Source organism: Flavobacterium granuli, from assembly GCF_031456055.1.
Classification (GTDB): Bacteria; Bacteroidota; Bacteroidia; order Flavobacteriales; family Flavobacteriaceae; genus Flavobacterium; species Flavobacterium granuli_A.
The window spans coordinates 119,791-141,833 of sequence record NZ_JAVDTX010000007.1 but is presented as its reverse complement, the minus strand read 5'-3'; the positions used below and the strand labels follow the sequence as shown (position 1 = coordinate 141,833).

The following is a 22,043-nucleotide window of genomic DNA, read 5'->3' as shown; positions in this document are numbered from 1 at the left end:
TTTGTTAAAAATTCAAAAAAAAAGCCATTCATCATAGATAAATGGCTTAATTACTATAAACTTATTAGAATTACTTTATTTTGAATGCCTTTTTCCCAGGAAAATATGCAGAATTCCCTAATTCTTCTTCTATTCTTAACAATTGATTGTATTTTGCCATACGATCAGAACGAGAAGCTGATCCTGTTTTGATTTGTCCACAGTTTAATGCAACTGCTAAATCAGCAATTGTATTATCTTCAGTTTCTCCAGAACGGTGAGACATTACTGAAGTATAACCAGCATTTTTAGCCATATTCACAGCAGCAATTGTTTCTGATAATGTACCAATTTGGTTTACCTTAATTAGAATTGAATTTGCTATTCCTTTTTCAATTCCAGTTGACAAACGCTCTACATTAGTAACAAACAAATCATCCCCAACCAATTGTGTTTTATTACCGATTTTTTCTGTCAATAACTTCCATCCATCCCAGTCATTTTCATCCATACCATCCTCGATAGAGATAATTGGATATTTAGTAGCTAATTCAGTCAAGTAATCCACTTGTTCAGCAGAAGTTCTAATTTTTCCAGTTGCTCCTTCAAATTTAGAATAATCGTATTTACCATCAACATAAAATTCAGACGCAGCACAATCTAAAGCAACCATTATTTCATCTCCAAAAGAATAACCTGCTTTTTCAACTGCTAACTTGATCGTATCTAAAGCATCTTCAGTTCCTCCGGCTAAGTTTGGAGCAAACCCCCCTTCGTCACCAACAGCTGTACTCAAACCTCTATCGTGCAATACTTTTTTTAGATTGTGAAAAATTTCAGTTCCCATTTGCATAGCATGAGTAAAAGAAGTTGCTTTTACAGGGAAAATCATAAATTCTTGAAATGCGATAGGCGCATCAGAATGTGAACCTCCATTGATAATATTCATCATAGGAACTGGTAATGTATTTGCAGAAACACCACCCACATATCTATATAAAGGCAATCCTAGTTCATTAGCAGCCGCTTTTGCTACAGCAAGAGAAACTCCAAGAATAGCATTTGCTCCCAAGTTAGCTTTGTTTGGCGTACCATCCAAATCTATCATTGCTTGATCAATCAAATTTTGTTCAAAAACTGAAAATCCAATTAATTCTTCAGCAATTTTAGTATTTACATTTTCAACGGCTTTTAAAACACCTCTACCTAAGAAAGATTTTCCTCCGTCACGTAATTCAACGGCCTCAAATTTACCAGTTGAAGCTCCTGATGGAACTGCCGCTCTTCCTAAAACACCGTTTTCTGTCACAACATCTACTTCTACCGTAGGATTACCTCTTGAATCGAAAATTTGTCTTGCGTGAATTTTAACAATAATACTCATTATTCTTATTTTTTATGTTATTAATTTGTATTTTACTCAAAATTAAGTAAAAAAAATCATAAGTCTTTATTTCAAAAACGTTAATATACTTTTATTTATTAACGATAACGTTTTAGTCTTATACAGATTTGATATTTTCAATAAACTGATCAAAAAGATAAGAAGAATCGTGCGGTCCTGGACTTGCTTCTGGGTGATATTGTACAGAAAAACAATTTTTATTTTTCATTCTCATACCAGCAACAGTTCCATCATTCAAATGCAAATGTGTAATTTCTAAATCCGGATGATTATCAAGTTCTTCCTTATTTACTGCAAATCCATGGTTTTGAGAAGTAATTTCACCTCTGCCTGTTATTATATTTTTCACAGGATGATTAATCCCTCTATGTCCATTAAACATTTTATATGTTGAAACACCATTTGCCAAGGCGATAACTTGATGCCCTAGACAAATACCAAATAAAGGTTTATTGTTTTGAATAATCTCTTTTGCAACTTTTATAGCACTATCCAATGGATCAGGATCTCCAGGACCATTAGACAAGAAAAAACCATCTGGATTAAAAGAAGCTAATTCTGTGTAAGTAGCATTATACGGGAAAACCTTAATATAACAATCTCTTTTTGCTAAGTTACGTAGAATATTTTCCTTTATACCTAAATCTAAAGCTGAAATTTTATATGCAGCATTTTCATCTCCATAAAAATAAGGCTCAATTGTAGATACTTTAGAAGCTAATTCTAAACCTTTCATATCAGGAACTTCAGCTAAAAGCAATTTCAATTCTTCAATCGAGGTATCATCAGTACAGATAACAGCATTCATAGCTCCATTTTTACGAATATAACTAACCAATGCACGTGTATCTACATCCGAAATACAAATCAAGTTTTGTTTAGCAAAATAACTTTCCAAACTTCCTGATGAATCAACTCTAGAATAATTAAAACTAAAGTTTTTACAAATCAAACCTGCAATTTTAATACTACTAGATTCAACTTCTTTATCATTTACCCCATAATTTCCAATATGAGCATTTGTTGCAACCATTAATTGACCAAAATAAGAAGGATCTGTAAAAATCTCTTGATATCCTGTCATACCAGTATTAAAACAAACTTCCCCAAAAGTTTTTCCACTTATTCCAATTGATTTACCGTGGAATATGGTTCCGTCACTTAATAAAAGTATAGCGCTTTTTCGTGTTGTATATTTCATGTGTAATTTAATATTGTGCAAATTTAAATTTTTAAAACAGCGGAAGCAACGTTTTTTGTGAATAATTAAGACTATTTGAAACTCAACAATACAGAGTAACAAAATCACAGCAAAATGTTTAAAAAAAACAGAGTACTACATTCCAAAAAAACAAACTGAAACAGCACCGCTTCAACTACTAATCAATAACCGAAACAATAATTGATTATTTTTTTATAAAAAATCAAAAAAAAAGGATAAACTATAAATAGTTTATCCTTAATTCTTATCGAATGATTATTTTCATAATTATTCAGCTGCGTCAGTTGTTGGTTCTGCCTCAGCAGCTGGAGCTTCAGTAGCTTCGTCTGCTTTTTTAGCTTTTCCACCACGACGGCTTTTTGCTTTTTTAACTTCTTTTTTACCTCCGTTGTAAAGTTCATTGAAATCTACTAATTCGATCATTGCCATATCAGCATTATCTCCTAAACGATTTCCAACTTTAATGATACGTGTGTATCCTCCTGGACGATCTCCTACTTTAGCAGCTACATCTCTGAACAAGTCAGTTACTGCATATTTACTACGTAAGTAAGCAAAAACGATACGACGATTATGAGTAGTATCAGATTTTGATTTTGTTATAAGCGGCTCAACGAATTGTTTAAGCGCTTTAGCTTTAGCAACAGTAGTGTTAATACGTTTGTGCTCAATAAGAGAACAAGCCATATTTGCTAACATAGAACTTCTATGTGCAGTCTGTCTGCTTAAGTGATTGAATTTTTTTCCGTGTCTCATTGCTTTATGAAATTTAATCCCGCAAGCGGGATTAGATTATTCTTTATCTAGTTTGTATTTTGCTAAATCCATACCGAAGGTTAAATTCTTAATTGCAACTAGTTCGTCTAGTTCTGTTAAAGATTTTTTACCAAAATTACGGAATTTCATTAGGTCATTTTTATTGAACGATACTAAATCACCAAGTGTATCAACTTCAGCCGCTTTCAAGCAATTTAATGCTCTAACAGAAAGATCCATATCAACAAGCTTAGTTTTAAGCAATTGTCTCATGTGTAATGACTCTTCATCATAAGATTCTGTTTGTGCAATTTCGTCAGCCTCTAGTGTAATTCTTTCATCTGAAAACAACATGAAATGGTGAATCAAAACTTTTGCAGCTTCAGTAAGAGCATCTTTAGGATTAATTGATCCATCAGTTTTTATTTCAAAAACCAATTTCTCATAATCTGTTTTTTGCTCTACACGGAAGTTTTCAATTGCATACTTCACATTTTTTACAGGAGTAAAAATTGAGTCAGTAAAAATAGTTCCTATTGCAGCATTCTGTTTTTTGTTCTCTTCAGCAGGAACATATCCTCTACCTTTTTCAATAGTTAAATCGAAATTCAGTTTAATTTTACTATCTAAATTACAGATAACAAGTTCTGGATTCAAAACTTGGAAACCTGAAATAAATTTTTGAAAATCACCAGCTGTTAATTGATCTTTACCAGAAACAGATATAGTAACTGATTCATTATCTATATCTTCAATTTGACGTTTGAAACGTACTTGTTTAAGATTAAGGATAATTTCGGTAACGTCCTCAACAACTCCTGAAATAGTAGAAAACTCATGATCTACACCTTCTATACGAACAGATGTAATTGCATAACCTTCTAATGCTGAAAGCAAAACTCTTCTAAGTGCATTACCAACGGTCAATCCATATCCAGGTTCTAAAGGTCTAAATTCAAATTTACCTTCAAAATCGGTTGAATCGATCATGATAACTTTATCGGGCTTCTGAAAATTAAATATTGCCATAAATTTCGACTAAGTCAATTATTATTTGTTGTACAACTCTACGATTAATTGTTCTTTAATGTTTTCTGGAATTTGAAGTCTAGCAGGAACGCTTACAAATGTACCTTGTTTTGTTTCATTATTCCAAGTAATCCACTCATAAACATGACTTGAATTAGATAAAGAACGTTCGATAGCTTCTAAAGATTTAGATTTTTCACGAACACCTACTACATCACCTGGTTTCAAGTGGTAAGAAGGAATATTTACATTTTCTCCATTAACAGTAATGTGACGGTGAGAAACGATTTGACGAGCACCTCTTCTAGAAGGAGCAATACCCATTCTAAAAACTACATTGTCTAATCTAGCTTCACACAATTGTAACAATACTTCACCAGTTACACCTTTAGTAGCTGATGCTTTTTCGAATAAATTTCTGAATTGTTTTTCTAAAATTCCGTAAGAATATTTAGCTTTTTGCTTTTCCATTAACTGAACAGCGTACTCAGATTTTTTTCCTCTTTTTTTTGCCATCCCGTGTTGTCCAGGAGGGTAATTTCTTTTTTCGAAAGCTTTATCGTCTCCGAAAATTGCCTCGCCAAATTTACGAGCGATTCTTGTACTAGGACCAGTATATCTTGCCATTTTAAATTGTTTAAGATTGAGATTATGAATTCAGGTCTTATCCTTCGATAATCTATTTTCAATCTAGGTTATACTATAATTATTTTTGAGTATTAAACTCTACGTCTTTTTGGAGGACGACATCCATTGTGCGGCATTGGAGTAACATCGATAATCTCTGTAACTTCAATTCCACCATTATGCAAAGAACGGATAGCAGACTCACGTCCGTTTCCTGGTCCTTTAACATAAACTTTTACTTTTTTAAGTCCAGCCTCAAGAGCTACTTTACTACAATCTTCTGCTGCCATTTGAGCTGCGTATGGAGTATTCTTTTTAGAACCTCTAAAACCCATTTTACCAGCTGAAGACCAAGAAATAACTTCACCTTTTTTGTTAGTCAAAGAAATGATGATGTTATTAAAGGTAGCAGAAATATGAGCTTCACCCGTTGATTCAACGATAACTTTACGTTTTTTTGCAGTTGCTTTAGCCATATTACTTATTATTTAGTTGCTTTTTTCTTGTTCGCAACAGTTTTTCTTTTACCTTTTCTTGTTCTAGAGTTGTTTTTAGTTCTTTGTCCTCTTAATGGAAGACCAGATCTGTGACGAATACCTCTATAACATCCAATATCCATTAAACGTTTGATGTTTAAAGAAACCTCAGAACGTAATTCTCCTTCAATTTTGAATGTACCAACAGCTTCACGAATTGCTCCGATCTCGTCATCATTCCAATCTTGAACTTTTTTATCTTGGCTAACTTGAGCTTTTTCTAAAATCTCAATTGCTCTACTTCTTCCTAATCCGAAGATATAGGTTAGTGCTATAACACCTCTCTTATTTTTTGGGATATCTACCCCTGCTATTCTTGCCATAATTATCCTTGTCTTTGTTTAAATCTAGGATTCTTTTTGTTTATTACGTACAATCTCCCTTTTCTACGCACAATTTTGCACTCGGGACTTCTCTTTTTTACTGATGCTCTAACTTTCATAGTGAATATCCTTTAATATCTATAAGTAATTCTTGCTTTTGACAAATCATAAGGACTCATTTCTAGTTTCACTTTATCACCAGGTAATAATTTGATGTAATGCATTCGCATTTTACCAGAAATATGAGCAATTACAATATGTCCATTTTCTAACTCTACACGGAACATTGCATTAGATAATGCTTCAATGATTGATCCGTCTTGTTCTATTGCTGATTGTTTTGCCATAAGTTAAGCTACTGCTTTTCTATTTTTACCACTTTTCATCAAACCATCATAATGTTTATTCAACAAGTATGAGTTAATCTGTTGAATAGTATCTATTGCAACTCCAACCATAATTATCAATGAAGTCCCTCCAAAAAACATAGCCCAAGATTGTTGAACATCCATAAGACTTACAACAATTGCTGGGAACACAGCTATCAAAGCAAGAAATAAAGATCCTGGAAAAGTTATTAAAGACATCACTTTATCAAGATAATCTGAAGTCTCTACACCTGGTCTAATACCTGGTATAAAACCACCACTTCTCTTTAAATCGTCAGACATCTTGTTAGTAGGAACTGTAATTGCAGTATAAAAGAAAGTAAAAACAACTATTAAAGTTGCAAAAACCAAATTATACCAAAAACCGAACATATTACTAAAAGCACCAACAACAGATTGAGAAGCATCTGACTTAGACAAACCAGCAACAGCGGCAGGAATAAACATAATCGCTTGTGCAAAAATAATAGGCATTACACCCGCTGCATTAAGCTTTAATGGAATCCATTGTCTGTTACCACCCATCATATCTTGTTCGAAATCACCAGAAGTTGTACGACGAGCATACTGTACTGGAATTTTTCTAATTGCCATTACCAATAATACGCAAGATATTATCACAAGTAACCAGATAATGATTTCAACAACCAATAACATTGGTCCACCATTATTGTTAGTTACTCTTGTTGTAAATTCTTGAATAAAAGCTTGAGGCAATCTAGCCAAAATACCAACCATTATCAAAAGAGAAATTCCATTTCCAATTCCTTTATCAGTTATTTTTTCTCCCAACCACATGGCAAAAATTGTACCAGTAACCAAGATTACAACTGAAGAAAACAAAAATTCAAAGGAATTAAATCCTAAAATAAAAGCTGAACTAGGCAAAGTTCTGTAAAGATTGTAGATATAAGTTGGTCCTTGTACTAAAGTTATAACAATAGTTAACCAACGGGTAATTTGATTGATTTTCTTTCTACCACTCTCTCCATCACTCTGAAGTTTTTGCAAATAAGGAATCGCAATTCCCATAAGTTGCACAACAATAGATGCAGAAATATAAGGCATAATTCCTAAAGCAAAAACTGAAGCTTTAGAAAATGCACCTCCGGTAAACATGTCTAGAATAGATCCTAATCCATTTTTGGTTTGCCCAGCTAATCCGGTTAATTGAGTTGCGTCAATTCCGGGAAGTGTAACATGAGCACCAAAACGATAAACAAGAAGCAGACCTAAAGTAATTAAAATTCTATTTTTTAGTTCTTCTATTTTCCAAACATTACTTATTGATTCAATAAATTTCTTCATCTTAATTGTAATATTACATGATTACAGCTTCTCCACCAGCAGCTTCGATAGCAGCTTTTGCAGTAGCAGTAAATTTGTGAGCAGTTACTTTTAATTTTGCTTTCAATTCTCCTCTACCTAAAATCTTAACGATTTCATTTTTGGTAGCAAGACGATTAGCTACATAAACTGTCATATCAACAGTATCTGTAATTACTCCATTATCAACTAATAATTGAAGAGTATCAAGATTAACACCCTCGTATTCTTTACGATTGATGTTAGTGAAACCAAACTTAGGTACACGTCTTTGAAGTGGCATTTGCCCTCCTTCAAAACCAATCTTTTTAGAATAACCAGAACGAGATTTTGCTCCTTTGTGTCCTCTTGCAGAGGTACCACCTTTACCAGAACCTTCACCTCTACCTAATCTTTTGTTTTGATTGTGTGTAGAACCCTCAGCAGGTTGTAAGTTACTTAAATTCATAACAGTATTTGTTATTTAGCTTCTTCAACAGAAACTAAGTGTTTAACTTTATTTATCATCCCAAGGATAGCAGGATTTGAATCATGCTCTACAACTTGTCCCATTTTACGTAGGCCTAAAGCTTCCAAACCTCTTTTTTGAGTAAGAGGACAGTTGATTTTGCTTCGAACTTGTTTTACTAATAATTTAGCCATAATTTCCTTGAATTAACCTTTAAAAACTTTTTCTAAAGAAACACCTCTTTGTTTTGCAACAGTGTAAGCACTTCTCATTTGTAATAAAGCATCAAAAGTTGCTTTCACTACGTTGTGAGGATTTGAAGATCCTTGTGATTTAGATAATACATCATGAATTCCAACTGATTCAAGAACTGAACGAACAGCTCCACCAGCAATAACTCCTGTACCATGAGAGGCAGGAATTAAGAATACACGCGCACCACCAAATTTACCTTTTTGTTCGTGAGGAACTGACTGTCCATTCAAAGGAATTTTTACAAGATTTTTCTTTGCATCTTCTACTGCTTTCGCAATTGCTTCAGAAACGTCTTTAGATTTTCCTAATCCATGACCTACAACTCCATTTTCATCACCTACAACTACAATAGCAGAAAAACCGAAAGCTCTACCCCCTTTTGTAACCTTAGTAACACGATTCACACTCACCAAACGATCTTTTAATTCAAGACCACTTGGTTTTACTAACTCTATATTTTTGTATTTAGACATAATATATTAGAATTTAAGTCCAGCAGCTCTTGCGCCTTCCGCTAATGATTTAATACGACCGTGATATAAATAACCTCCTCTATCGAAAGTTATCACTTCAATACCAGCTTTTAAAGCTTTTTCTGCTACTAGTTTCCCAACTGCAGTTGCCACTTCAAGGTTCGTACCTTTTCCAATTTCTTTTTCTCTTGAAGAAGCAGCTAATATAGTAACTCCGTTTACATCATCAATTAATTGAGCGTAAATTTCTTTGTTACTTCTAAAAACAGATAGTCTTGGGTTAGTAGCAGTACCACTAATCGTTTTTCTAATTCTGAATCTAATACGTTGTCTTCTTTCAGGTTTTGTTAATGACATAATCTTATTTTTTAAGCTGATTTACCTGCTTTTCTTCTTAATACTTCACCTACAAATTTAACACCTTTTCCTTTGTACGGCTCAGGCTTACGGAAACCTCTAATTTTTGCCGCAACTTGACCTAAAAGTTGTTTATCTAATGATGTTAATTTTACAATTGGGTTTTTACCTTTTTCAGATATAGTTTCAAGAGTTACCTCTGGAGCTACTTCTAAAATAATATTGTGAGAGAACCCAAGCGCTAAATCTAACTTTTGTCCTTGATTTGAAGCTCTATAACCAACTCCAACCAATTCTAAAGATTTTGTAAAACCTTCTGTTACACCAATAACCATGTTATTAATCAAAGATCTATACAAACCGTGTTTTGCTCTTTGGTCTTTATGATCAGAAGATCTTTCTACTAGAACTTGATCTCCTTCAACTGTTACAGTTACGTCCGAGAACTCCTGTGTTAGCTGACCGTTTTTTCCTTTTACCGTAATAATACCGTCGGCAACTGTAATAGTTACTCCAGCTGGTATTGTTACTGGGCTTTTACCTATTCTTGACATCTTATATAGTCTTTAAAATTAGTATACGTAACAAATTACTTCTCCACCTACATTTAATTGCTTAGCTTGTTTCCCAGTCATAAGACCTTTTGAAGTTGAAACAATAGCAATTCCTAATCCATTAAGGATTCTTGGGATTTTAGAAGCACCTGCGTACTTACGTAAACCTGGTTTACTAATTCTTTGGATATCTTTGATTACAGGCTCTTTTGTATCTTTATCATACTTCAAAGCAATTTTGATTGACCCCTGTACAGCGTTGTCTTCAAATTTGTAACTTAAGATATAACCTTGATCAAATAAGATCTTTGTTATCTCTTTTTTTAGATTAGATGCTGGAATTTCGACAACTTTGTGGTTTGCAGCCACAGCGTTTCTAACTCTCGTCAAATAATCTGCAATTGGATCTGTATACATATGTATTGATTTGCGGTAACGGTTTTCGATTAAATGTAATCGAACCTGAAACCAGTTTATAAATGTGAAAAACAGACGTGATTACTCACGTCTGAATATTGTTTCTACCAAGATGCTTTTTTAACACCTGGTATCAATCCATTGTTAGCCATTTCACGGAATGTAACACGTGAAATACCGAATTGACGCATATACCCTCTTGGTCTACCTGTCAATTTGCAACGATTGTGCAAACGAACTGGCGAAGCATTTTTCGGTAATTTCTGCAAACCTACGAAATCTCCAGCTTCTAACAAAGCTTTTCTTTTCTCAGCATACTTAGCTACCGTTTTTTCTCTCTTAACCTCACGGGCTTTCATTGATTCTTTAGCCATATCTTAATTCTTTTTAAAAGGTAAACCTAATTCAGCCAACAATGACTTTGCTTCTTTATCTGTTTTTGCAGTAGTTACAAAAGAAATGTCCATTCCAGATATTTTATTTACTTTGTCAATATCAATTTCAGGGAAAATGATTTGCTCTAAAACACCTAAATTATAGTTTCCTCTACCGTCAAAACCAGTTGCTTTAATACCACTGAAATCTCTAACACGTGGTAATGCAGATGTAATAAGTCTATCTAAAAACTCATACATTCTTTCACCGCGCAAAGTAACTTTTGCTCCAATAGGCATCCCTTTTCTCAATTTAAAAGACGCAACGTCTTTCTTAGAGATAGTAGATACTGCTTTTTGTCCAGTTATCTTTGTTAATTCATCAACTGCATAGTCAATCAATTTTTTATCAGATACTGCTGCACCAACTCCTTTACTCAAAACGATTTTTTCCAATTTTGGAACTTGCATTACGTTTGTGTAACCGAATTCTTCTTTAAGAGCAGAGATAACTCTACTCTTATATTCTTCTTTTAGTCTAGGTATATATGCCATTACTATAGTACTTGATTAGATTTTTTTGAAAATCTTACTTTCTTATCTCCTTCAACTCTAATACCTACTCTTGTTGTTTCCTTAGTTTTAGGATCAATAAGAGATATATTAGAAATTTGAATAGAAGCTTCTTTCTTTACAATACCACCTTGAGGGCTTTTTGCACTAGGTTTCGTATGTTTAGAAACCATGTTTACACCTTCAACAATTGCTTTGTTTTTCTCACGGTAAACACGTAAAACTTTACCTTCTTCACCTTTATGGTCTCCAGCAATTACTCTTACGATGTCTCCTGATTTTATTTTTAGCTTTATCATCTTAAAACGAATTAAAGCACTTCTGGTGCTAATGATACAATTTTCATGAATTGTTTTTCACGAAGTTCTCTTGCTACCGGACCAAAAACACGAGTTCCTCTCATTTCACCTGCAGCATTCAAAAGAACACATGCATTATCATCGAAACGGATATAAGAACCATCAGCTCTTCTCACTTCTTTTTTGGTACGTACAACAACTGCAGTTGAAACAGCACCTTTTTTAACGTTTCCGTTAGGTGTTGCGTCTTTTATAGATACTACAATCTTGTCTCCAACAGAGGCATACCTTCTTTTGGTACCTCCTAAAACACGAATAGTTAAAACTTCTTTTGCTCCCGTGTTATCTGCTACTTTTAGTCTTGATTCTTGTTGTACCATAATTATTTAGCTCTTTCTAGGATTTCAACTAATCTCCAACATTTTGATTTACTCAAAGGACGCGTTTCGCTAATTCTTACAGTATCTCCTATGTTACAGTCGTTTGTTTCGTCATGTGCAACAAATTTCTTTGTTTTCAACACGAACTTACCGTATAATGGGTGTTTTACTTTAGTTACCTGAGCAACCACAATGGATTTATCCATTTTATTTGAAGTAACAACCCCAACTCTTTCTTTTCTTAAATTTCTTTTTTCTTCCATCTTTCAGCAGAATTATTGTAATTCTCTTTTAGTAAGTTCTGTAGCTAATCTTGCAACTGCTCTTCTTACACTTCTAATTTGAAGTGGGTTCTCAATTGGAGAAATAGCGTGAGCCATTTTTAGATCGGCATATGCCTTCTTAGTTTGGCTAAGTTTTTCTTGCAACTCCGCTGCAGAAAGATCTTTTATTTCTGATTGTTTCATAATATAATATAGATTATGCTTCGAAATCTCTAGCAACTACGAATTTAGTTTTTACTGGAAGCTTTTGAGCTGCAAGACGTAATGCCTCTTTTGCAACTGACAAAGGAACTCCTCCAACTTCAAACATAATTCTTCCGGGTTTAACAACGGCAGCCCAATATTCAACGGCACCTTTACCTTTACCCATACGTACCTCAAGAGGTTTCTTAGTGATAGGTTTGTCTGGAAATATTTTGATCCATAATTGTCCTTCTCTTTTCATAAAACGAGTTGCAGCGATACGTGCAGCTTCGATTTGACGAGAGGTTAAGAACATTCCATCTTCATGTACAGATTTAATACCAAACATTCCATTAGAAAGTTCATGTCCTCTTTGAGAATTTCCTTTCATTTTACCTTTTTGTACCTTACGGTATTTTGTTCTTTTAGGCTGTAACATTTTTCTTTAGTTTAAAAATTTACTTTCGTTTACGAGCGTCTGGTTTTCCACCTTTATTAAAAGGCTTTCTATCTCCTCTAGGAGAATCTCCACCTTTACCACCACCAGGTTGTTTTTTATCCATTCCTGCAAGTGGAGAAAGATCTCTCTTTCCATAAACTTCACCTTTCATGATCCATACTTTGATCCCCATTCTACCATAAGTAGTATGAGCTTCAGCCAAAGCATAATCAATATCAGCTCTGAAAGTTGATAGAGGAATTCTACCTTCTTTGAAACCCTCTGAACGAGCCATCTCTGCACCATTCAAACGACCAGAAATCAAAACTTTGATACCTTCAGCGTTCATACGCATAGAAGCAGCAATAGCCATTTTGATTGCACGTCTGTAAGAAATACGGCTTTCGATTTGACGACAGATGCTTGTAGCAACTAGATACGCGTCAAGTTCAGGTCTTTTAATTTCAAAGATGTTGATTTGAACCTCTTTGTCAGTAATTTTCTTAAGTTCTTCTTTTAACTTGTCTACCTCTTGTCCACCTTTTCCGATAATGATACCAGGTCTAGCAGTAGTGATAGTAACGGTTACAAGTTTCAAAGTTCTCTCGATGATTACTTTTGATACACTAGCTTTTGATAAACGAGCATGGATATACTTTCTGATTTTATAATCTTCGGCTAATTTATCACCGTAATCATTTCCACCATACCAGTTTGAGTCCCATCCTCTGATGATACCAAGTCTATTTCCAATTGGATTTGTCTTTTGTCCCATGCTGCTTAAGAATTGCTTTGTGTGTTATTGATAGCTCCTAACACGATTGTAACGTGATTAGAACGTTTTCTTATTCTGTGTGCTCTACCTTGTGGAGCTGGACGAAGTCTTTTCAACATCATTCCACCATCTACACGGATTTCTTTAACAAATAATCCAGCTTCTTCAAGATTACCTTCACTATTTTTTTGCTCCCAGTTATTGATAGCAGATAATAATAGTTTTTCTAATTTTCTTGAAGCTTCTTTCGAACTGAATCTTAATATGTTAAGTGCTCTTTCTACCTTCTGACCTCTTACCAAGTCCGCTACTAAGCGCATTTTTCTAGGTGAAGTAGGGCAGTTATTCAATTTTGCGAAAGCTAAAGACTTATTAGCCTCTTTTCTCGCATCTGCTGTTTCTCTTTTACGAACTCCCATTGCTTCTTATTTTTTACCTTTATTTTTTGCTCCAGCATGACCTCTAAAAGATCTAGTTGGTGAAAATTCTCCTAATTTGTGACCTACCATGTTTTCTGTTACGTAAACTGGTACAAATTGACGACCGTTATGAACTGCGATAGTTTGCCCAACGAAGTCTGGAGTAATCATAGAAGCTCTAGACCATGTCTTAACAACTCCTTTATTTCCACCTGCTATGTTTTCTGCAACTTTCTTGTCTAACTTATAATGAACGAAAGGTCCTTTTTTTAATGAACGTGCCATATCTTATTATTTCTTTCTACGTTCTACGATATACTTGTTACTCGGGTTTTTCTTAGAACGAGTTCTATAACCTTTAGCTGGTATTCCATTTCTTGAACGTGGATGTCCACCAGAAGAACGTCCTTCACCACCACCCATTGGGTGATCGACAGGGTTCATTGCAACAGGTCTTGTTCTAGGTCTTCTTCCTAACCATCTTGTTCTACCTGCTTTTCCAGATACAACTAATTGGTGGTCTGAATTAGAAACTGCTCCAATTGTAGCTGAACAAGTCAACAAGATTAATCTTGTTTCACCTGAAGGCATTTTAATTGTTGCATATTTTCCATCTCTTGCCATTAATTGAGCAAATGTTCCAGCAGAACGAGCGATTACAGCTCCTTGACCTGGTCTCAATTCGATACAAGATATAACAGTTCCCAAAGGAATTCTGCTTAAAGGTAAAGTATTACCAATTTCAGGTTGAGATTCTGGTCCAGAAACTACTTTCTGACCAACTTTCAATCCGTTTTGAGCAATAATATATGTTTTCTCACCATCAGCATAAGCTAATAATGCGATAAACGCAGTACGATTTGGATCGTATTCGATTGATTTCACTGTAGCTGGAATTGCTTCTTTTGTACGTTTGAAATCAATAATACGATATCTCTGCTTGTGACCACCACCCGTATAACGCATGGTCATCTTTCCTTGACTATTTCTACCTCCAGAGTTTTTTATCGGCGCTATCAAAGAGCGTTCCGGCTTATCAGTTGTAATGGCGTCATAACCATTCACAACTCTAAATCGCTGACCTGGGGTAATAGGTTTTAATTTTCTTACTGACATTTTATCTTAGATATTGTTGTAAAAATCAATTGTTTCTCCTTCTTGTACTTGAACAATCGCTTTTTTAATTGCGTTAGTCTTTCCACTGATTAAACCACTTTTAGTGTATTTTGTAGTTCTATCCGGTCTCACATTCATTGTATTAACACTCAAAACATTTACTCCATAAGCAGCTTCAACAGCTTTCTTAATTTGTACTTTGTTTGCTTTTCTGTCAACAACGAATCCGAAGCGGTTTAAAACTTCACTTTCTTTGGTTACTTTTTCCGTTACTATAGGTTTAATTATGATGCTCATATCCTATTATTTACTTAAATTTTCTTCAATTACTTCCAAAGAACTCTCCAAAAGCACTAAATTATTAGCATTTAAAATAGCATAAGTACTTAATTCATAGCTACTTACGACATTTGATGCTTTTAAATTTCGTGAGGACAAATATACGTTTTTATTCGTATCACCCAACACAAACAGTGATTTTTTGTTTTCTAACTCTAAAGCTTTCAAAACATTAATGAAATTTTTAGTGTTTGGCGTTTCAAAATTAAAATCTTCAAGTACGATTATATTCGACTCTTTTGCTTTAATTGAAAATGCAGATTTTCTAGCAAGACGTTTCAAGTTTTTATTCAATTTGAATGAATAACTTCTTGGTCTAGGTCCAAAAACTGTTCCTCCACCTTTAAACAAAGGGTTTTTAGCACTACCCGCACGAGCCGTACCTGTACCTTTTTGTTTTTTAATCTTACGTGTACTTCCCGCAACTTCAGCTCTTTCTTTAGCTTTGTGAGTACCTTGTCTTTGATTAGCCAAATATTGCTTTACATCAAGATATACAGCGTGATTATTTGGTTCGATTGCGAAAACTGAATCAGAAAGTTGAACTTTTCTTCCAGTATCTTTTCCGTTGAAATCTAATACTTTTACTTCCATTACTTCTGAATGATTACATAAGAGTTTTTGCAACCAGGAATACATCCTTTAACAACAAGTAGATTCTTTTCAGCAACTACTTTTAAAACTCTAAGGTTTTGAACTTTTACATTATCTCCTCCCATTCTTCCAGCCATACGCATTCCTTTGAATACTCTAGATGGATAAGAAGAAGCTCCTACAGAACCCGGCGCTCTTAAACGGTTGTGTTGACCGTGAGTTGCTTGTCCAACACCACCAAAACCGTGACGTTTCACAACCCCTTGAAAACCTTTACCTTTAGATACACCTTGTACATCTACAAATTCTCCTTCAGCAAAAATAGAAACATCAATAAGATCTCCTAATTTTTGTTCTGTTGCGAAATCTTGGAATTCAACGACTTTTTTCTTAGCTACAGTTCCAGCTTTCTTAAAGTGACCTACAGCCGCTTTTGTGGAATGTTTCTCGTTTTTGTCATCGAAACCAAGTTGCAACGCTTCATACCCGTCAACACCTTTGGTTCTGACTTGGGTAACAACGCATGGACCAGCTTCGATTACTGTACAAGGAATATTCTTCCCGTTTTCGTCGAAAATACTAGTCATGCCGATTTTTCTACCAATTAACCCAGACATAAATATTAATTATTAATTATTAAATATAAATATAGAACGCAGCTTTTAAGCAAATCCTATTTTTTAAGTGGGTGCAAATGTATAACTTATTTACACACAAACCAAAAAAATATTTTTTACCTAAAAACGGCGTTCCTTTTTACTCTTAAAGTACTTAAACTTTGATTTCAACTTCAACTCCACTTGGCAATTCAAGTTTCATTAAAGCATCAATAGTTTTAGATGAAGATGAATAAATATCAATTAATCTCTTATATGACATTACTTCAAATTGCTCTCTAGCTTTTTTGTTTACGTGTGGAGAACGCAATACTGTAAAAAGTTTTTTGTGAGTTGGTAATGGGATTGGCCCAGTTACAACAGCACCAGTAGTTTTTACTGTTTTTACAATCTTCTCAGCAGACTTATCTACCAACATATGATCGTAAGATTTCAATTTTATTCTGATTTTTTGACTCATTTTCTTAAAGATTATGCGTTTCCTTTTGCTTTTTTGATAACTGCTTCTGAAATATTAGAAGGTGTTTCAGCGTAGTGTGAAAATTCCATTGTAGATGTTGCACGACCTGAAGACAAAGTTCTCAAAGTTGTTACATATCCAAACATTTCAGACAATGGCACATCTGCTTTAATAGTTTTCGCACCATTTCTATCACCCATGTCATTCACTTGACCTCTACGACGGTTAATATCACCTACGATATCTCCCATGTTTTCTTCTGGTGTAATAACTTCCATTTTCATGATTGGCTCAAGAATTACAGCTCCAGCAGCTTTAGCTACTTCTCTATAACCCATTCTAGCTGCAAGTTCAAAAGAAAGTGCATCAGAATCCACAGGGTGGAAAGATCCATCCAATAAAGTAACTTTCAAACTATCTACTTGGTATCCTGCTAAAGGACCAGTTTTCATAGCTTCACGGAAACCTTTTTCTACAGAAGGAATATATTCTTTTGGTACGTTACCCCCTTTTACAGAATTAACAAATTGCAACCCTACAGGAACTTTACCATCAACTTCATCAGCTGGCTCTAAAACAAATACGATATCACCGAATTTACCACGACCTCCAGATTGTTTCTTGTAAGTTTCTCTGTGTTGAGCCGTTTTCGTAAAAGCTTCTTTATATTCAACTTGAGGCTCACCTTGGTTTACTTCAACTTTAAATTCACGTTTCATTCTATCAACCAAGATATCTAAGTGTAACTCACCCATACCAGAGATAATAGTTTGTCCTGAAGCCTCATCAGTTCTAACTGTAAATGTTGGATCTTCTTCAGCTAATTTAGCTAAAGCCATACCCATTTTATCTACGTCAGCTTTTGTTTTAGGCTCAATAGCAATACCAATTACTGGTGCAGGGAATTTCATTGACTCAAGAATAATTGGGTGTTTTTCATCACACAATGTATCTCCAGTTTTAATATCTTTAAATCCAACAGCAGCCCCAATATCTCCAGCCTCAATATATTCGATTGGATTTTGTTTGTTAGCATGCATTTGGTAGATACGAGAAATTCTTTCTTTGTTTCCAGAACGAGTATTCAAAACATAAGAACCAGCATCAAGTCTTCCTGAATATGCACGGAAGAAAGCCAAACGACCTACGAATGGGTCAGTAGCAATCTTAAATGCCAAAGCAGCGAAAGGCTCTTTTACATCTGGCTTACGCAAAATAGTAGTTTGATCTTCTTCAAGTAATTCAGCATCATCTGGATGAATACCAGTAATACCTTCTTTATCCATAGGAGACGGCAAGTATTTACATACTGCATCTAACATGAATTGAACTCCTTTATTTTTGAAAGAAGAACCAGCAATCATAGGAATGATAGCCATATCCATAGTTGCAGCTCTTAAAGCTTTGTTGATTTCTTCTTCCGTGATAGAATCTGGATCTTCCATGTATTTATCAAGCAAGTTCTCATCATAATCAGCAACAGCCTCAATAAGGATATCTCTGTATTCTTTCACTTCATCAACCATATCCGCAGGGATATCGATAATATCAAAAGTAGCTCCTTGTGTAGCATCATGCCATACAATCGCTTGATTTTTAACTAAATCAACAACACCTCTAAAATCATTCTCTTCACCAATTGGCAAAGTGATTGCTACAGCGTTTGATTTCAACATATCTCTAACTTGTTGACATACATTCAAAAAGTTAGAACCTTGTCTGTCCATTTTATTAACAAATCCCATACGTGGCACACGATATTGATCCGCTAATCTCCAGTTAGTTTCAGATTGAGGCTCAACACCATCAACAGCACTAAATAAGAAAACCAAACCATCAAGTACACGCAAAGAACGGTTTACTTCAACTGTAAAGTCAACGTGTCCTGGGGTATCGATAATATTAAAGTGATAAGGTAATGTTTCAGGTAAAACTTTACCTTGTTCTGTTGGAAAATTCCATTCACAAGTAGTTGCAGCAGAAGTAATTGTAATACCTCTTTCTTGCTCTTGTGCCATCCAGTCCATTGTTGCAGCACCATCGTGTACTTCACCAATTTTATGTGATTTTCCAGTATAGAATAATATACGCTCAGTTGTTGTTGTTTTACCAGCATCAATATGAGCAGCAATACCTATATTTCTTGTATATTTAAGATCTCTAGCCATTTCTTAAGAATTAAAATCTAAAGTGAGAGAAAGCTTTATTAGCTTCTGCCATTTTGTGAGTGTCCATTCTTTTCTTAACAGCAGCTCCTTCTTCTTTAGCAGCCGCTAAACATTCTGAAGCCAATCTCTGAGCCATTGATTTTTCGTTTCTTCTTCTTGAATAAAGAATTAACCATTTCATAGCCATAGAAATTTTTCTGTCTGGTCTAATTTGCATTGGAATTTGAAATGTAGCTCCACCAACTCTACGACTACGTACTTCTACGTGAGGCATAACGTTTGTTAAAGCATCTTTCCAAATTTCTAATGAAGATTTTTCTGAATCTTGCTTTTTAGTCTCTATAATGTCAATTGCATCATAAAAAACTTTAAAAGCTGTTGATTTCTTACCATCCCACATCAAGTTGTTCACAAAACGTGTTACCAATTGGTCGTTAAACCTTGGATCTGGTAAAAGTGGTCTTTTCTTTGCCGCTCTTTTTCTCATGTCTTTTTTTTAATAAAATTTCATACCTATACAACCACGACGAATCGTACCTCTACAGGAATAACGTTTTAAATTACTTTTTCGCTTCTTTTGGTCGTTTTGCTCCGTACTTAGATCTTCTTTGCGTTCTTCCTGCTACTCCTGACGTATCAAGTGCACCACGAACGATGTGATATCTTACTCCTGGCAAATCTTTTACCCTTCCACCCCTAACTAATACTATCGAGTGCTCTTGTAAATTGTGTCCTTCTCCAGGGATGTAGGCATTCACTTCATTACCATTTGTCAAACGTACACGCGCTACTTTACGCATTGCAGAGTTTGGTTTTTTTGGTGTTGTAGTGTAAACACGCGTACAAACCCCTCTTCTTTGAGGACAAGAATCTAAAGCAACCGATTTACTCTTCTTAGTTATCTGAGTTCTTCCTGTTCTTACTAATTGTTGAATTGTTGGCATAATTAATACTAAAAATTTCTTATTATATTAAAATCCCGCTTTTTACGGGGTTGCAAATGTATAAATTAATTTTCACTTTACAAACCATAATTGATTAATTTTCAACTGAAGTAAATATTTGCTTACTAACACATAGGCAGAATTCAAACAAACCGCTTTTCAAAACAAAAAAAAGTCTTTGAAACACTATACAACTTCATTGATCCTAAACTATGATTATTCCAACAAAGAACAGATATTTGTAACATCTTAATTAAAGAAATCAAAATTGAAATCTAAAATTCTAATTCTATTATTTCTACTTAATCACCTGACTTCAATTAGTCAAACTTTCCATTTAAAAATAGTTGGAAAAACAACCACTGAAACATCAATTATCGATTCAACCATATACACAACAAAACATCAAAATACAAAACAACTAATTGAAGAAATAAATTCGACAAGAAAAAAACTTTCCAAAAATGGCTATATTGAAAACAAAATACTAGAAAACAAAAAGAAAAATGACAGCAGTTACACAACAACAATCTCACTTGAAAATAAAATAAAAAATATACATATATATATAGGTATAAAAAAAGATCTAAAACTATATGATTTATTCAAAACAAATCAAGACTCAATAATTTTACCATATTCTCAAATAGAATCTTTTTTAAAACAAACCACACAAAATTTAGAACAAAATGGCTTTGCTTTCGCAAAAGTAAAACTTATCAATATTCAAAAAAAAGAACAAACTATATATGCCGATTTAAGCATCGATACAGGAAACAAAAGAACAATAAATACAATTGAATTAAAATACACTAATCAGCAACACAAAAATCTTCTCCCAAAAGGCGCCGAAAAACAAATTAACAAAAAATACAAGAACTCAATATTCAGCCAAAAGACAATTAAGCAACTGCATGAAGATTTTGAAAAATTTGAATTTATCAATCAAATCAAATATCCAGAAATTCTATTCACAAAAGACACCACCAAAGTATTTATCTATTTAGAAAAAAGAAAAGCAAATGTTTTTGACGGATATTTAGGTTTCAATAATACTGAAGATAAAAAAATACAATTTAATGGGTATCTAGATTTAACTTTAATCAACACACTTCACAAAGGAGAAGAACTATCCATATATTGGAAAAACGATGGAAACGATCAAAAAATATTCAATACCAATTTAACTGCTCCATATTTATTTAAAAGCCAAATAGGAATTAAAGCCCAACTAAACATTTTCAAACAAGACAGTATTTTTCAAAATACAAAAACCACCTTGCAACTAGGTTACTCCATAGACTACAACAAAAGATTCTATATCGGCTATGAATCAACTGAGTCAAGCGATATCCAAAATTCAAACAACCAAAATCTAAGTGATTATAAAAATTCATTTTACACCACTACCATAGATTTCAAAAAAAACTCAACAAAATACAATCTATTCCCAATAAAATCGTTTTTAAATATAACCATAGGTACTGGGAATAGAAACACATCAACAAACCTATCTTTAAAACAAAATTTTGTAAATTTTAACATAATGAATGATTTTTATATTAATGAGAAAAATGCCATAAATATTAAAAGTCAAAATTATTACCTTAAAAGTCAAAACTACCTAACGAATGAATTATTCCGTTTTGGAGGAATCAACTCCATACGAGGATTTGCAGAAAATAGCCTACAAGGCAATCTGATAATTTCACTCATGACAGAATATCGCTATTTGATTTCTTCAAATTTTTACTTCAACTCTATATTAGATTACAGCTATTATGAAGATCCCACAGTTGTAATAAAAGAAAACAAAAAAGAAAAACTTCTTGGAATTGGAGTTGGCTTAGGAGCACGAACTATCAATGGTTTGTTGAAATTTGCCATAACAAATGGAAAGACAAAAAATGAAGAACTAAAATTTTATAACACAAACATAACGATAAGTTATAATGTTAAATTTTAGCTTTAACAAAAAAAAGA

Annotated in this window: 35 protein-coding genes; 1 reads left to right on the top strand and 34 read right to left on the bottom strand. The window is 33.8% G+C overall.

Features of this window, described 5'->3' with window-relative positions:
• Window positions 1-70: 70 nt before the first annotated feature.
• From eno to rpsL, 34 genes are all read right to left on the bottom strand, one after another.
• Window positions 71-1,363, bottom strand: a complete 1,293-nt coding sequence (gene eno / locus J2W95_RS15200) for a phosphopyruvate hydratase (RefSeq protein ID WP_310008495.1) — start codon at window positions 1,361-1,363, stop codon at window positions 71-73.
• Between the two features lie 118 nt (window positions 1,364-1,481).
• A complete protein-coding gene (gene carA, locus J2W95_RS15195) occupies window positions 1,482-2,585 on the bottom strand; it encodes a glutamine-hydrolyzing carbamoyl-phosphate synthase small subunit (RefSeq protein ID WP_310008493.1) in 1,104 nt (367 codons plus the stop codon).
• Between the two features lie 288 nt (window positions 2,586-2,873).
• A complete protein-coding gene (gene rplQ, locus J2W95_RS15190) occupies window positions 2,874-3,362 on the bottom strand; it encodes a 50S ribosomal protein L17 (protein ID WP_100433336.1) in 489 nt (162 codons plus the stop codon).
• 36 nt (window positions 3,363-3,398) lie between these two features.
• A complete protein-coding gene (locus tag J2W95_RS15185) occupies window positions 3,399-4,391 on the bottom strand; it encodes a DNA-directed RNA polymerase subunit alpha (protein ID WP_035637337.1) in 993 nt (330 codons plus the stop codon).
• 21 nt (window positions 4,392-4,412) lie between these two features.
• Window positions 4,413-5,018, bottom strand: a complete 606-nt coding sequence (gene rpsD, locus J2W95_RS15180) for a 30S ribosomal protein S4 (RefSeq protein ID WP_111411022.1) — start codon at window positions 5,016-5,018, stop codon at window positions 4,413-4,415.
• A gap of 92 nt (window positions 5,019-5,110) precedes the next feature.
• Window positions 5,111-5,494 (bottom strand): 30S ribosomal protein S11, encoded by a 384-nt coding sequence (gene rpsK, locus J2W95_RS15175; RefSeq protein WP_024981527.1) that lies wholly within the window; start codon window positions 5,492-5,494, stop codon window positions 5,111-5,113.
• Between the two features lie 8 nt (window positions 5,495-5,502).
• Window positions 5,503-5,877: a 30S ribosomal protein S13 gene (gene rpsM, locus J2W95_RS15170; RefSeq protein WP_100433334.1), complete on the bottom strand. Its 375-nt coding sequence runs from the start codon at window positions 5,875-5,877 to the stop codon at window positions 5,503-5,505.
• A gap of 2 nt (window positions 5,878-5,879) precedes the next feature.
• Window positions 5,880-5,996, bottom strand: a complete 117-nt coding sequence (gene ykgO / locus J2W95_RS15165; protein ID WP_008992256.1) for a type B 50S ribosomal protein L36 — start codon at window positions 5,994-5,996, stop codon at window positions 5,880-5,882.
• A 12-nt stretch (window positions 5,997-6,008) separates the two neighbouring features.
• Window positions 6,009-6,224 carry a translation initiation factor IF-1 gene (gene infA / locus J2W95_RS15160; protein ID WP_007136545.1) on the bottom strand — a complete coding sequence of 72 codons (216 nt, stop codon included), beginning with the start codon at window positions 6,222-6,224 and terminating at the stop codon, window positions 6,009-6,011.
• A gap of 3 nt (window positions 6,225-6,227) precedes the next feature.
• On the bottom strand, window positions 6,228-7,574 hold the full coding sequence (gene secY / locus J2W95_RS15155) for a preprotein translocase subunit SecY (protein WP_111411023.1): 1,347 nt from the start codon (window positions 7,572-7,574) through the stop codon (window positions 6,228-6,230).
• A 13-nt stretch (window positions 7,575-7,587) separates the two neighbouring features.
• Window positions 7,588-8,040 (bottom strand): 50S ribosomal protein L15, encoded by a 453-nt coding sequence (gene rplO, locus J2W95_RS15150; RefSeq protein ID WP_100433332.1) that lies wholly within the window; start codon window positions 8,038-8,040, stop codon window positions 7,588-7,590.
• Window positions 8,041-8,051: 11 nt separating this feature from the next.
• Window positions 8,052-8,234 (bottom strand): 50S ribosomal protein L30, encoded by a 183-nt coding sequence (gene rpmD, locus J2W95_RS15145; RefSeq protein WP_026706255.1) that lies wholly within the window; start codon window positions 8,232-8,234, stop codon window positions 8,052-8,054.
• Between the two features lie 12 nt (window positions 8,235-8,246).
• The gene (rpsE, locus tag J2W95_RS15140) at window positions 8,247-8,771 is read right to left on the bottom strand and encodes a 30S ribosomal protein S5 (protein WP_116797193.1); all 525 of its coding nucleotides are present in this window, start codon (window positions 8,769-8,771) and stop codon (window positions 8,247-8,249) included.
• A gap of 3 nt (window positions 8,772-8,774) precedes the next feature.
• Entirely contained in the window at window positions 8,775-9,125 is a 351-nt protein-coding gene (gene rplR / locus J2W95_RS15135; RefSeq protein WP_116797192.1) for a 50S ribosomal protein L18, read from the bottom strand.
• Between the two features lie 11 nt (window positions 9,126-9,136).
• Window positions 9,137-9,679 carry a 50S ribosomal protein L6 gene (rplF, locus tag J2W95_RS15130; protein WP_111411025.1) on the bottom strand — a complete coding sequence of 181 codons (543 nt, stop codon included), beginning with the start codon at window positions 9,677-9,679 and terminating at the stop codon, window positions 9,137-9,139.
• An 18-nt stretch (window positions 9,680-9,697) separates the two neighbouring features.
• Entirely contained in the window at window positions 9,698-10,096 is a 399-nt protein-coding gene (gene rpsH, locus J2W95_RS15125; protein ID WP_077377752.1) for a 30S ribosomal protein S8, read from the bottom strand.
• A gap of 104 nt (window positions 10,097-10,200) precedes the next feature.
• A complete protein-coding gene (gene rpsN, locus J2W95_RS15120; RefSeq protein ID WP_026707007.1) occupies window positions 10,201-10,470 on the bottom strand; it encodes a 30S ribosomal protein S14 in 270 nt (89 codons plus the stop codon).
• Between the two features lie 3 nt (window positions 10,471-10,473).
• Window positions 10,474-11,025 carry a 50S ribosomal protein L5 gene (gene rplE / locus J2W95_RS15115; protein ID WP_077377755.1) on the bottom strand — a complete coding sequence of 184 codons (552 nt, stop codon included), beginning with the start codon at window positions 11,023-11,025 and terminating at the stop codon, window positions 10,474-10,476.
• A 2-nt stretch (window positions 11,026-11,027) separates the two neighbouring features.
• Complete coding sequence (gene rplX / locus J2W95_RS15110) at window positions 11,028-11,342, bottom strand: 50S ribosomal protein L24 (protein ID WP_077377758.1); 315 nt, start codon at window positions 11,340-11,342, stop codon at window positions 11,028-11,030.
• Between the two features lie 11 nt (window positions 11,343-11,353).
• Window positions 11,354-11,722: a 50S ribosomal protein L14 gene (rplN, locus tag J2W95_RS15105; protein WP_007803649.1), complete on the bottom strand. Its 369-nt coding sequence runs from the start codon at window positions 11,720-11,722 to the stop codon at window positions 11,354-11,356.
• 2 nt (window positions 11,723-11,724) lie between these two features.
• Entirely contained in the window at window positions 11,725-11,985 is a 261-nt protein-coding gene (gene rpsQ / locus J2W95_RS15100; RefSeq protein WP_026707010.1) for a 30S ribosomal protein S17, read from the bottom strand.
• Window positions 11,986-11,997: 12 nt separating this feature from the next.
• Window positions 11,998-12,189: a 50S ribosomal protein L29 gene (rpmC, locus tag J2W95_RS15095; RefSeq protein WP_100843385.1), complete on the bottom strand. Its 192-nt coding sequence runs from the start codon at window positions 12,187-12,189 to the stop codon at window positions 11,998-12,000.
• Window positions 12,190-12,202: 13 nt separating this feature from the next.
• Window positions 12,203-12,628 (bottom strand): 50S ribosomal protein L16, encoded by a 426-nt coding sequence (gene rplP, locus J2W95_RS15090; RefSeq protein ID WP_007803637.1) that lies wholly within the window; start codon window positions 12,626-12,628, stop codon window positions 12,203-12,205.
• Window positions 12,629-12,647: 19 nt separating this feature from the next.
• Window positions 12,648-13,403: a 30S ribosomal protein S3 gene (rpsC, locus tag J2W95_RS15085; protein WP_077377764.1), complete on the bottom strand. Its 756-nt coding sequence runs from the start codon at window positions 13,401-13,403 to the stop codon at window positions 12,648-12,650.
• A 5-nt stretch (window positions 13,404-13,408) separates the two neighbouring features.
• A complete protein-coding gene (rplV, locus tag J2W95_RS15080) occupies window positions 13,409-13,822 on the bottom strand; it encodes a 50S ribosomal protein L22 (RefSeq protein ID WP_268847741.1) in 414 nt (137 codons plus the stop codon).
• 6 nt (window positions 13,823-13,828) lie between these two features.
• Window positions 13,829-14,107 (bottom strand): 30S ribosomal protein S19, encoded by a 279-nt coding sequence (gene rpsS / locus J2W95_RS15075; protein ID WP_035637298.1) that lies wholly within the window; start codon window positions 14,105-14,107, stop codon window positions 13,829-13,831.
• 6 nt (window positions 14,108-14,113) lie between these two features.
• On the bottom strand, window positions 14,114-14,938 hold the full coding sequence (gene rplB / locus J2W95_RS15070) for a 50S ribosomal protein L2 (protein ID WP_077377767.1): 825 nt from the start codon (window positions 14,936-14,938) through the stop codon (window positions 14,114-14,116).
• A 6-nt stretch (window positions 14,939-14,944) separates the two neighbouring features.
• A complete protein-coding gene (rplW, locus tag J2W95_RS15065) occupies window positions 14,945-15,235 on the bottom strand; it encodes a 50S ribosomal protein L23 (RefSeq protein ID WP_077377770.1) in 291 nt (96 codons plus the stop codon).
• Window positions 15,236-15,241: 6 nt separating this feature from the next.
• Complete coding sequence (rplD, locus tag J2W95_RS15060) at window positions 15,242-15,871, bottom strand: 50S ribosomal protein L4 (RefSeq protein ID WP_111411027.1); 630 nt, start codon at window positions 15,869-15,871, stop codon at window positions 15,242-15,244.
• Window positions 15,871-16,488 (bottom strand): 50S ribosomal protein L3, encoded by a 618-nt coding sequence (gene rplC / locus J2W95_RS15055; protein ID WP_310008479.1) that lies wholly within the window; start codon window positions 16,486-16,488, stop codon window positions 15,871-15,873. Before rplC ends, rplD begins: the two co-directional genes overlap by 1 nt.
• 154 nt (window positions 16,489-16,642) lie before the next feature.
• Window positions 16,643-16,948: a 30S ribosomal protein S10 gene (gene rpsJ / locus J2W95_RS15050; RefSeq protein WP_007803605.1), complete on the bottom strand. Its 306-nt coding sequence runs from the start codon at window positions 16,946-16,948 to the stop codon at window positions 16,643-16,645.
• 11 nt (window positions 16,949-16,959) lie between these two features.
• On the bottom strand, window positions 16,960-19,116 hold the full coding sequence (gene fusA, locus J2W95_RS15045) for an elongation factor G (protein WP_310008476.1): 2,157 nt from the start codon (window positions 19,114-19,116) through the stop codon (window positions 16,960-16,962).
• A gap of 10 nt (window positions 19,117-19,126) precedes the next feature.
• Window positions 19,127-19,603 (bottom strand): 30S ribosomal protein S7, encoded by a 477-nt coding sequence (rpsG, locus tag J2W95_RS15040; RefSeq protein WP_035637287.1) that lies wholly within the window; start codon window positions 19,601-19,603, stop codon window positions 19,127-19,129.
• A 73-nt stretch (window positions 19,604-19,676) separates the two neighbouring features.
• Window positions 19,677-20,060, bottom strand: coding sequence for a 30S ribosomal protein S12 (gene rpsL, locus J2W95_RS15035; RefSeq protein WP_007136570.1), 384 nt, complete (start codon window positions 20,058-20,060; stop codon window positions 19,677-19,679).
• Between the two features lie 268 nt (window positions 20,061-20,328).
• Between rpsL and J2W95_RS15030 the strand changes: the two genes are divergently transcribed.
• Complete coding sequence (locus J2W95_RS15030; protein WP_310008474.1) at window positions 20,329-22,026, top strand: BamA/TamA family outer membrane protein; 1,698 nt, start codon at window positions 20,329-20,331, stop codon at window positions 22,024-22,026.
• Window positions 22,027-22,043: the final 17 nt, after the last annotated feature.

Bases quoted from the DNA above. Each gene is read 5' to 3' on its own strand.
- rplP (WP_007803637.1), bottom strand. From the start codon at position 12,628: ATGTTACAGCCTAAAAGAACAAAATACCGTAAGGTACAAAAAGGTAAA.
- rpmD (WP_026706255.1), bottom strand. From the start codon at position 8,234: ATGGCTAAATTATTAGTAAAACAAGTTCGAAGCAAAATCAACTGTCCT.
- rplF (WP_111411025.1), bottom strand. From the start codon at position 9,679: ATGTCAAGAATAGGTAAAAGCCCAGTAACAATACCAGCTGGAGTAACT.
- rpsS (WP_035637298.1), bottom strand. From the start codon at position 14,107: ATGGCACGTTCATTAAAAAAAGGACCTTTCGTTCATTATAAGTTAGAC.
- rpsC (WP_077377764.1), bottom strand. From the start codon at position 13,403: ATGGGACAAAAGACAAATCCAATTGGAAATAGACTTGGTATCATCAGA.
- secY (WP_111411023.1), bottom strand. From the start codon at position 7,574: ATGAAGAAATTTATTGAATCAATAAGTAATGTTTGGAAAATAGAAGAA.
- ykgO (WP_008992256.1), bottom strand. From the start codon at position 5,996: ATGAAAGTTAGAGCATCAGTAAAAAAGAGAAGTCCCGAGTGCAAAATT.
- rplX (WP_077377758.1), bottom strand. From the start codon at position 11,342: ATGATAAAGCTAAAAATAAAATCAGGAGACATCGTAAGAGTAATTGCT.
- rplN (WP_007803649.1), bottom strand. From the start codon at position 11,722: ATGGTACAACAAGAATCAAGACTAAAAGTAGCAGATAACACGGGAGCA.
- J2W95_RS15185 (WP_035637337.1), bottom strand. From the start codon at position 4,391: ATGGCAATATTTAATTTTCAGAAGCCCGATAAAGTTATCATGATCGAT.
- rpsM (WP_100433334.1), bottom strand. From the start codon at position 5,877: ATGGCAAGAATAGCAGGGGTAGATATCCCAAAAAATAAGAGAGGTGTT.
- rplD (WP_111411027.1), bottom strand. From the start codon at position 15,871: ATGGAAGTAAAAGTATTAGATTTCAACGGAAAAGATACTGGAAGAAAA.
- eno (WP_310008495.1), bottom strand. From the start codon at position 1,363: ATGAGTATTATTGTTAAAATTCACGCAAGACAAATTTTCGATTCAAGA.
- fusA (WP_310008476.1), bottom strand. From the start codon at position 19,116: ATGGCTAGAGATCTTAAATATACAAGAAATATAGGTATTGCTGCTCAT.
- rplR (WP_116797192.1), bottom strand. From the start codon at position 9,125: ATGTCATTAACAAAACCTGAAAGAAGACAACGTATTAGATTCAGAATT.
- rpmC (WP_100843385.1), bottom strand. From the start codon at position 12,189: ATGAAACAATCAGAAATAAAAGATCTTTCTGCAGCGGAGTTGCAAGAA.
- rplO (WP_100433332.1), bottom strand. From the start codon at position 8,040: ATGAATTTAAGTAACTTACAACCTGCTGAGGGTTCTACACACAATCAA.
- rpsJ (WP_007803605.1), bottom strand. From the start codon at position 16,948: ATGAGTCAAAAAATCAGAATAAAATTGAAATCTTACGATCATATGTTG.
- rpsL (WP_007136570.1), bottom strand. From the start codon at position 20,060: ATGCCAACAATTCAACAATTAGTAAGAACAGGAAGAACTCAGATAACT.
- rpsH (WP_077377752.1), bottom strand. From the start codon at position 10,096: ATGTATACAGATCCAATTGCAGATTATTTGACGAGAGTTAGAAACGCT.
- rpsN (WP_026707007.1), bottom strand. From the start codon at position 10,470: ATGGCTAAAGAATCAATGAAAGCCCGTGAGGTTAAGAGAGAAAAAACG.
- rplE (WP_077377755.1), bottom strand. From the start codon at position 11,025: ATGGCATATATACCTAGACTAAAAGAAGAATATAAGAGTAGAGTTATC.
- infA (WP_007136545.1), bottom strand. From the start codon at position 6,224: ATGGCAAAACAATCAGCAATAGAACAAGACGGATCAATCATTGAAGCA.
- carA (WP_310008493.1), bottom strand. From the start codon at position 2,585: ATGAAATATACAACACGAAAAAGCGCTATACTTTTATTAAGTGACGGA.
- rpsQ (WP_026707010.1), bottom strand. From the start codon at position 11,985: ATGGAAGAAAAAAGAAATTTAAGAAAAGAAAGAGTTGGGGTTGTTACT.
- rplB (WP_077377767.1), bottom strand. From the start codon at position 14,938: ATGTCAGTAAGAAAATTAAAACCTATTACCCCAGGTCAGCGATTTAGA.
- rplW (WP_077377770.1), bottom strand. From the start codon at position 15,235: ATGAGCATCATAATTAAACCTATAGTAACGGAAAAAGTAACCAAAGAA.
- rplV (WP_268847741.1), bottom strand. From the start codon at position 13,822: ATGGGAGTTCGTAAAAGAGAAACAGCAGATGCGAGAAAAGAGGCTAAT.
- rplQ (WP_100433336.1), bottom strand. From the start codon at position 3,362: ATGAGACACGGAAAAAAATTCAATCACTTAAGCAGACAGACTGCACAT.
- rpsG (WP_035637287.1), bottom strand. From the start codon at position 19,603: ATGAGAAAAAGAGCGGCAAAGAAAAGACCACTTTTACCAGATCCAAGG.
- rpsD (WP_111411022.1), bottom strand. From the start codon at position 5,018: ATGGCAAGATATACTGGTCCTAGTACAAGAATCGCTCGTAAATTTGGC.
- rpsK (WP_024981527.1), bottom strand. From the start codon at position 5,494: ATGGCTAAAGCAACTGCAAAAAAACGTAAAGTTATCGTTGAATCAACG.
- rplC (WP_310008479.1), bottom strand. From the start codon at position 16,488: ATGTCTGGGTTAATTGGTAGAAAAATCGGCATGACTAGTATTTTCGAC.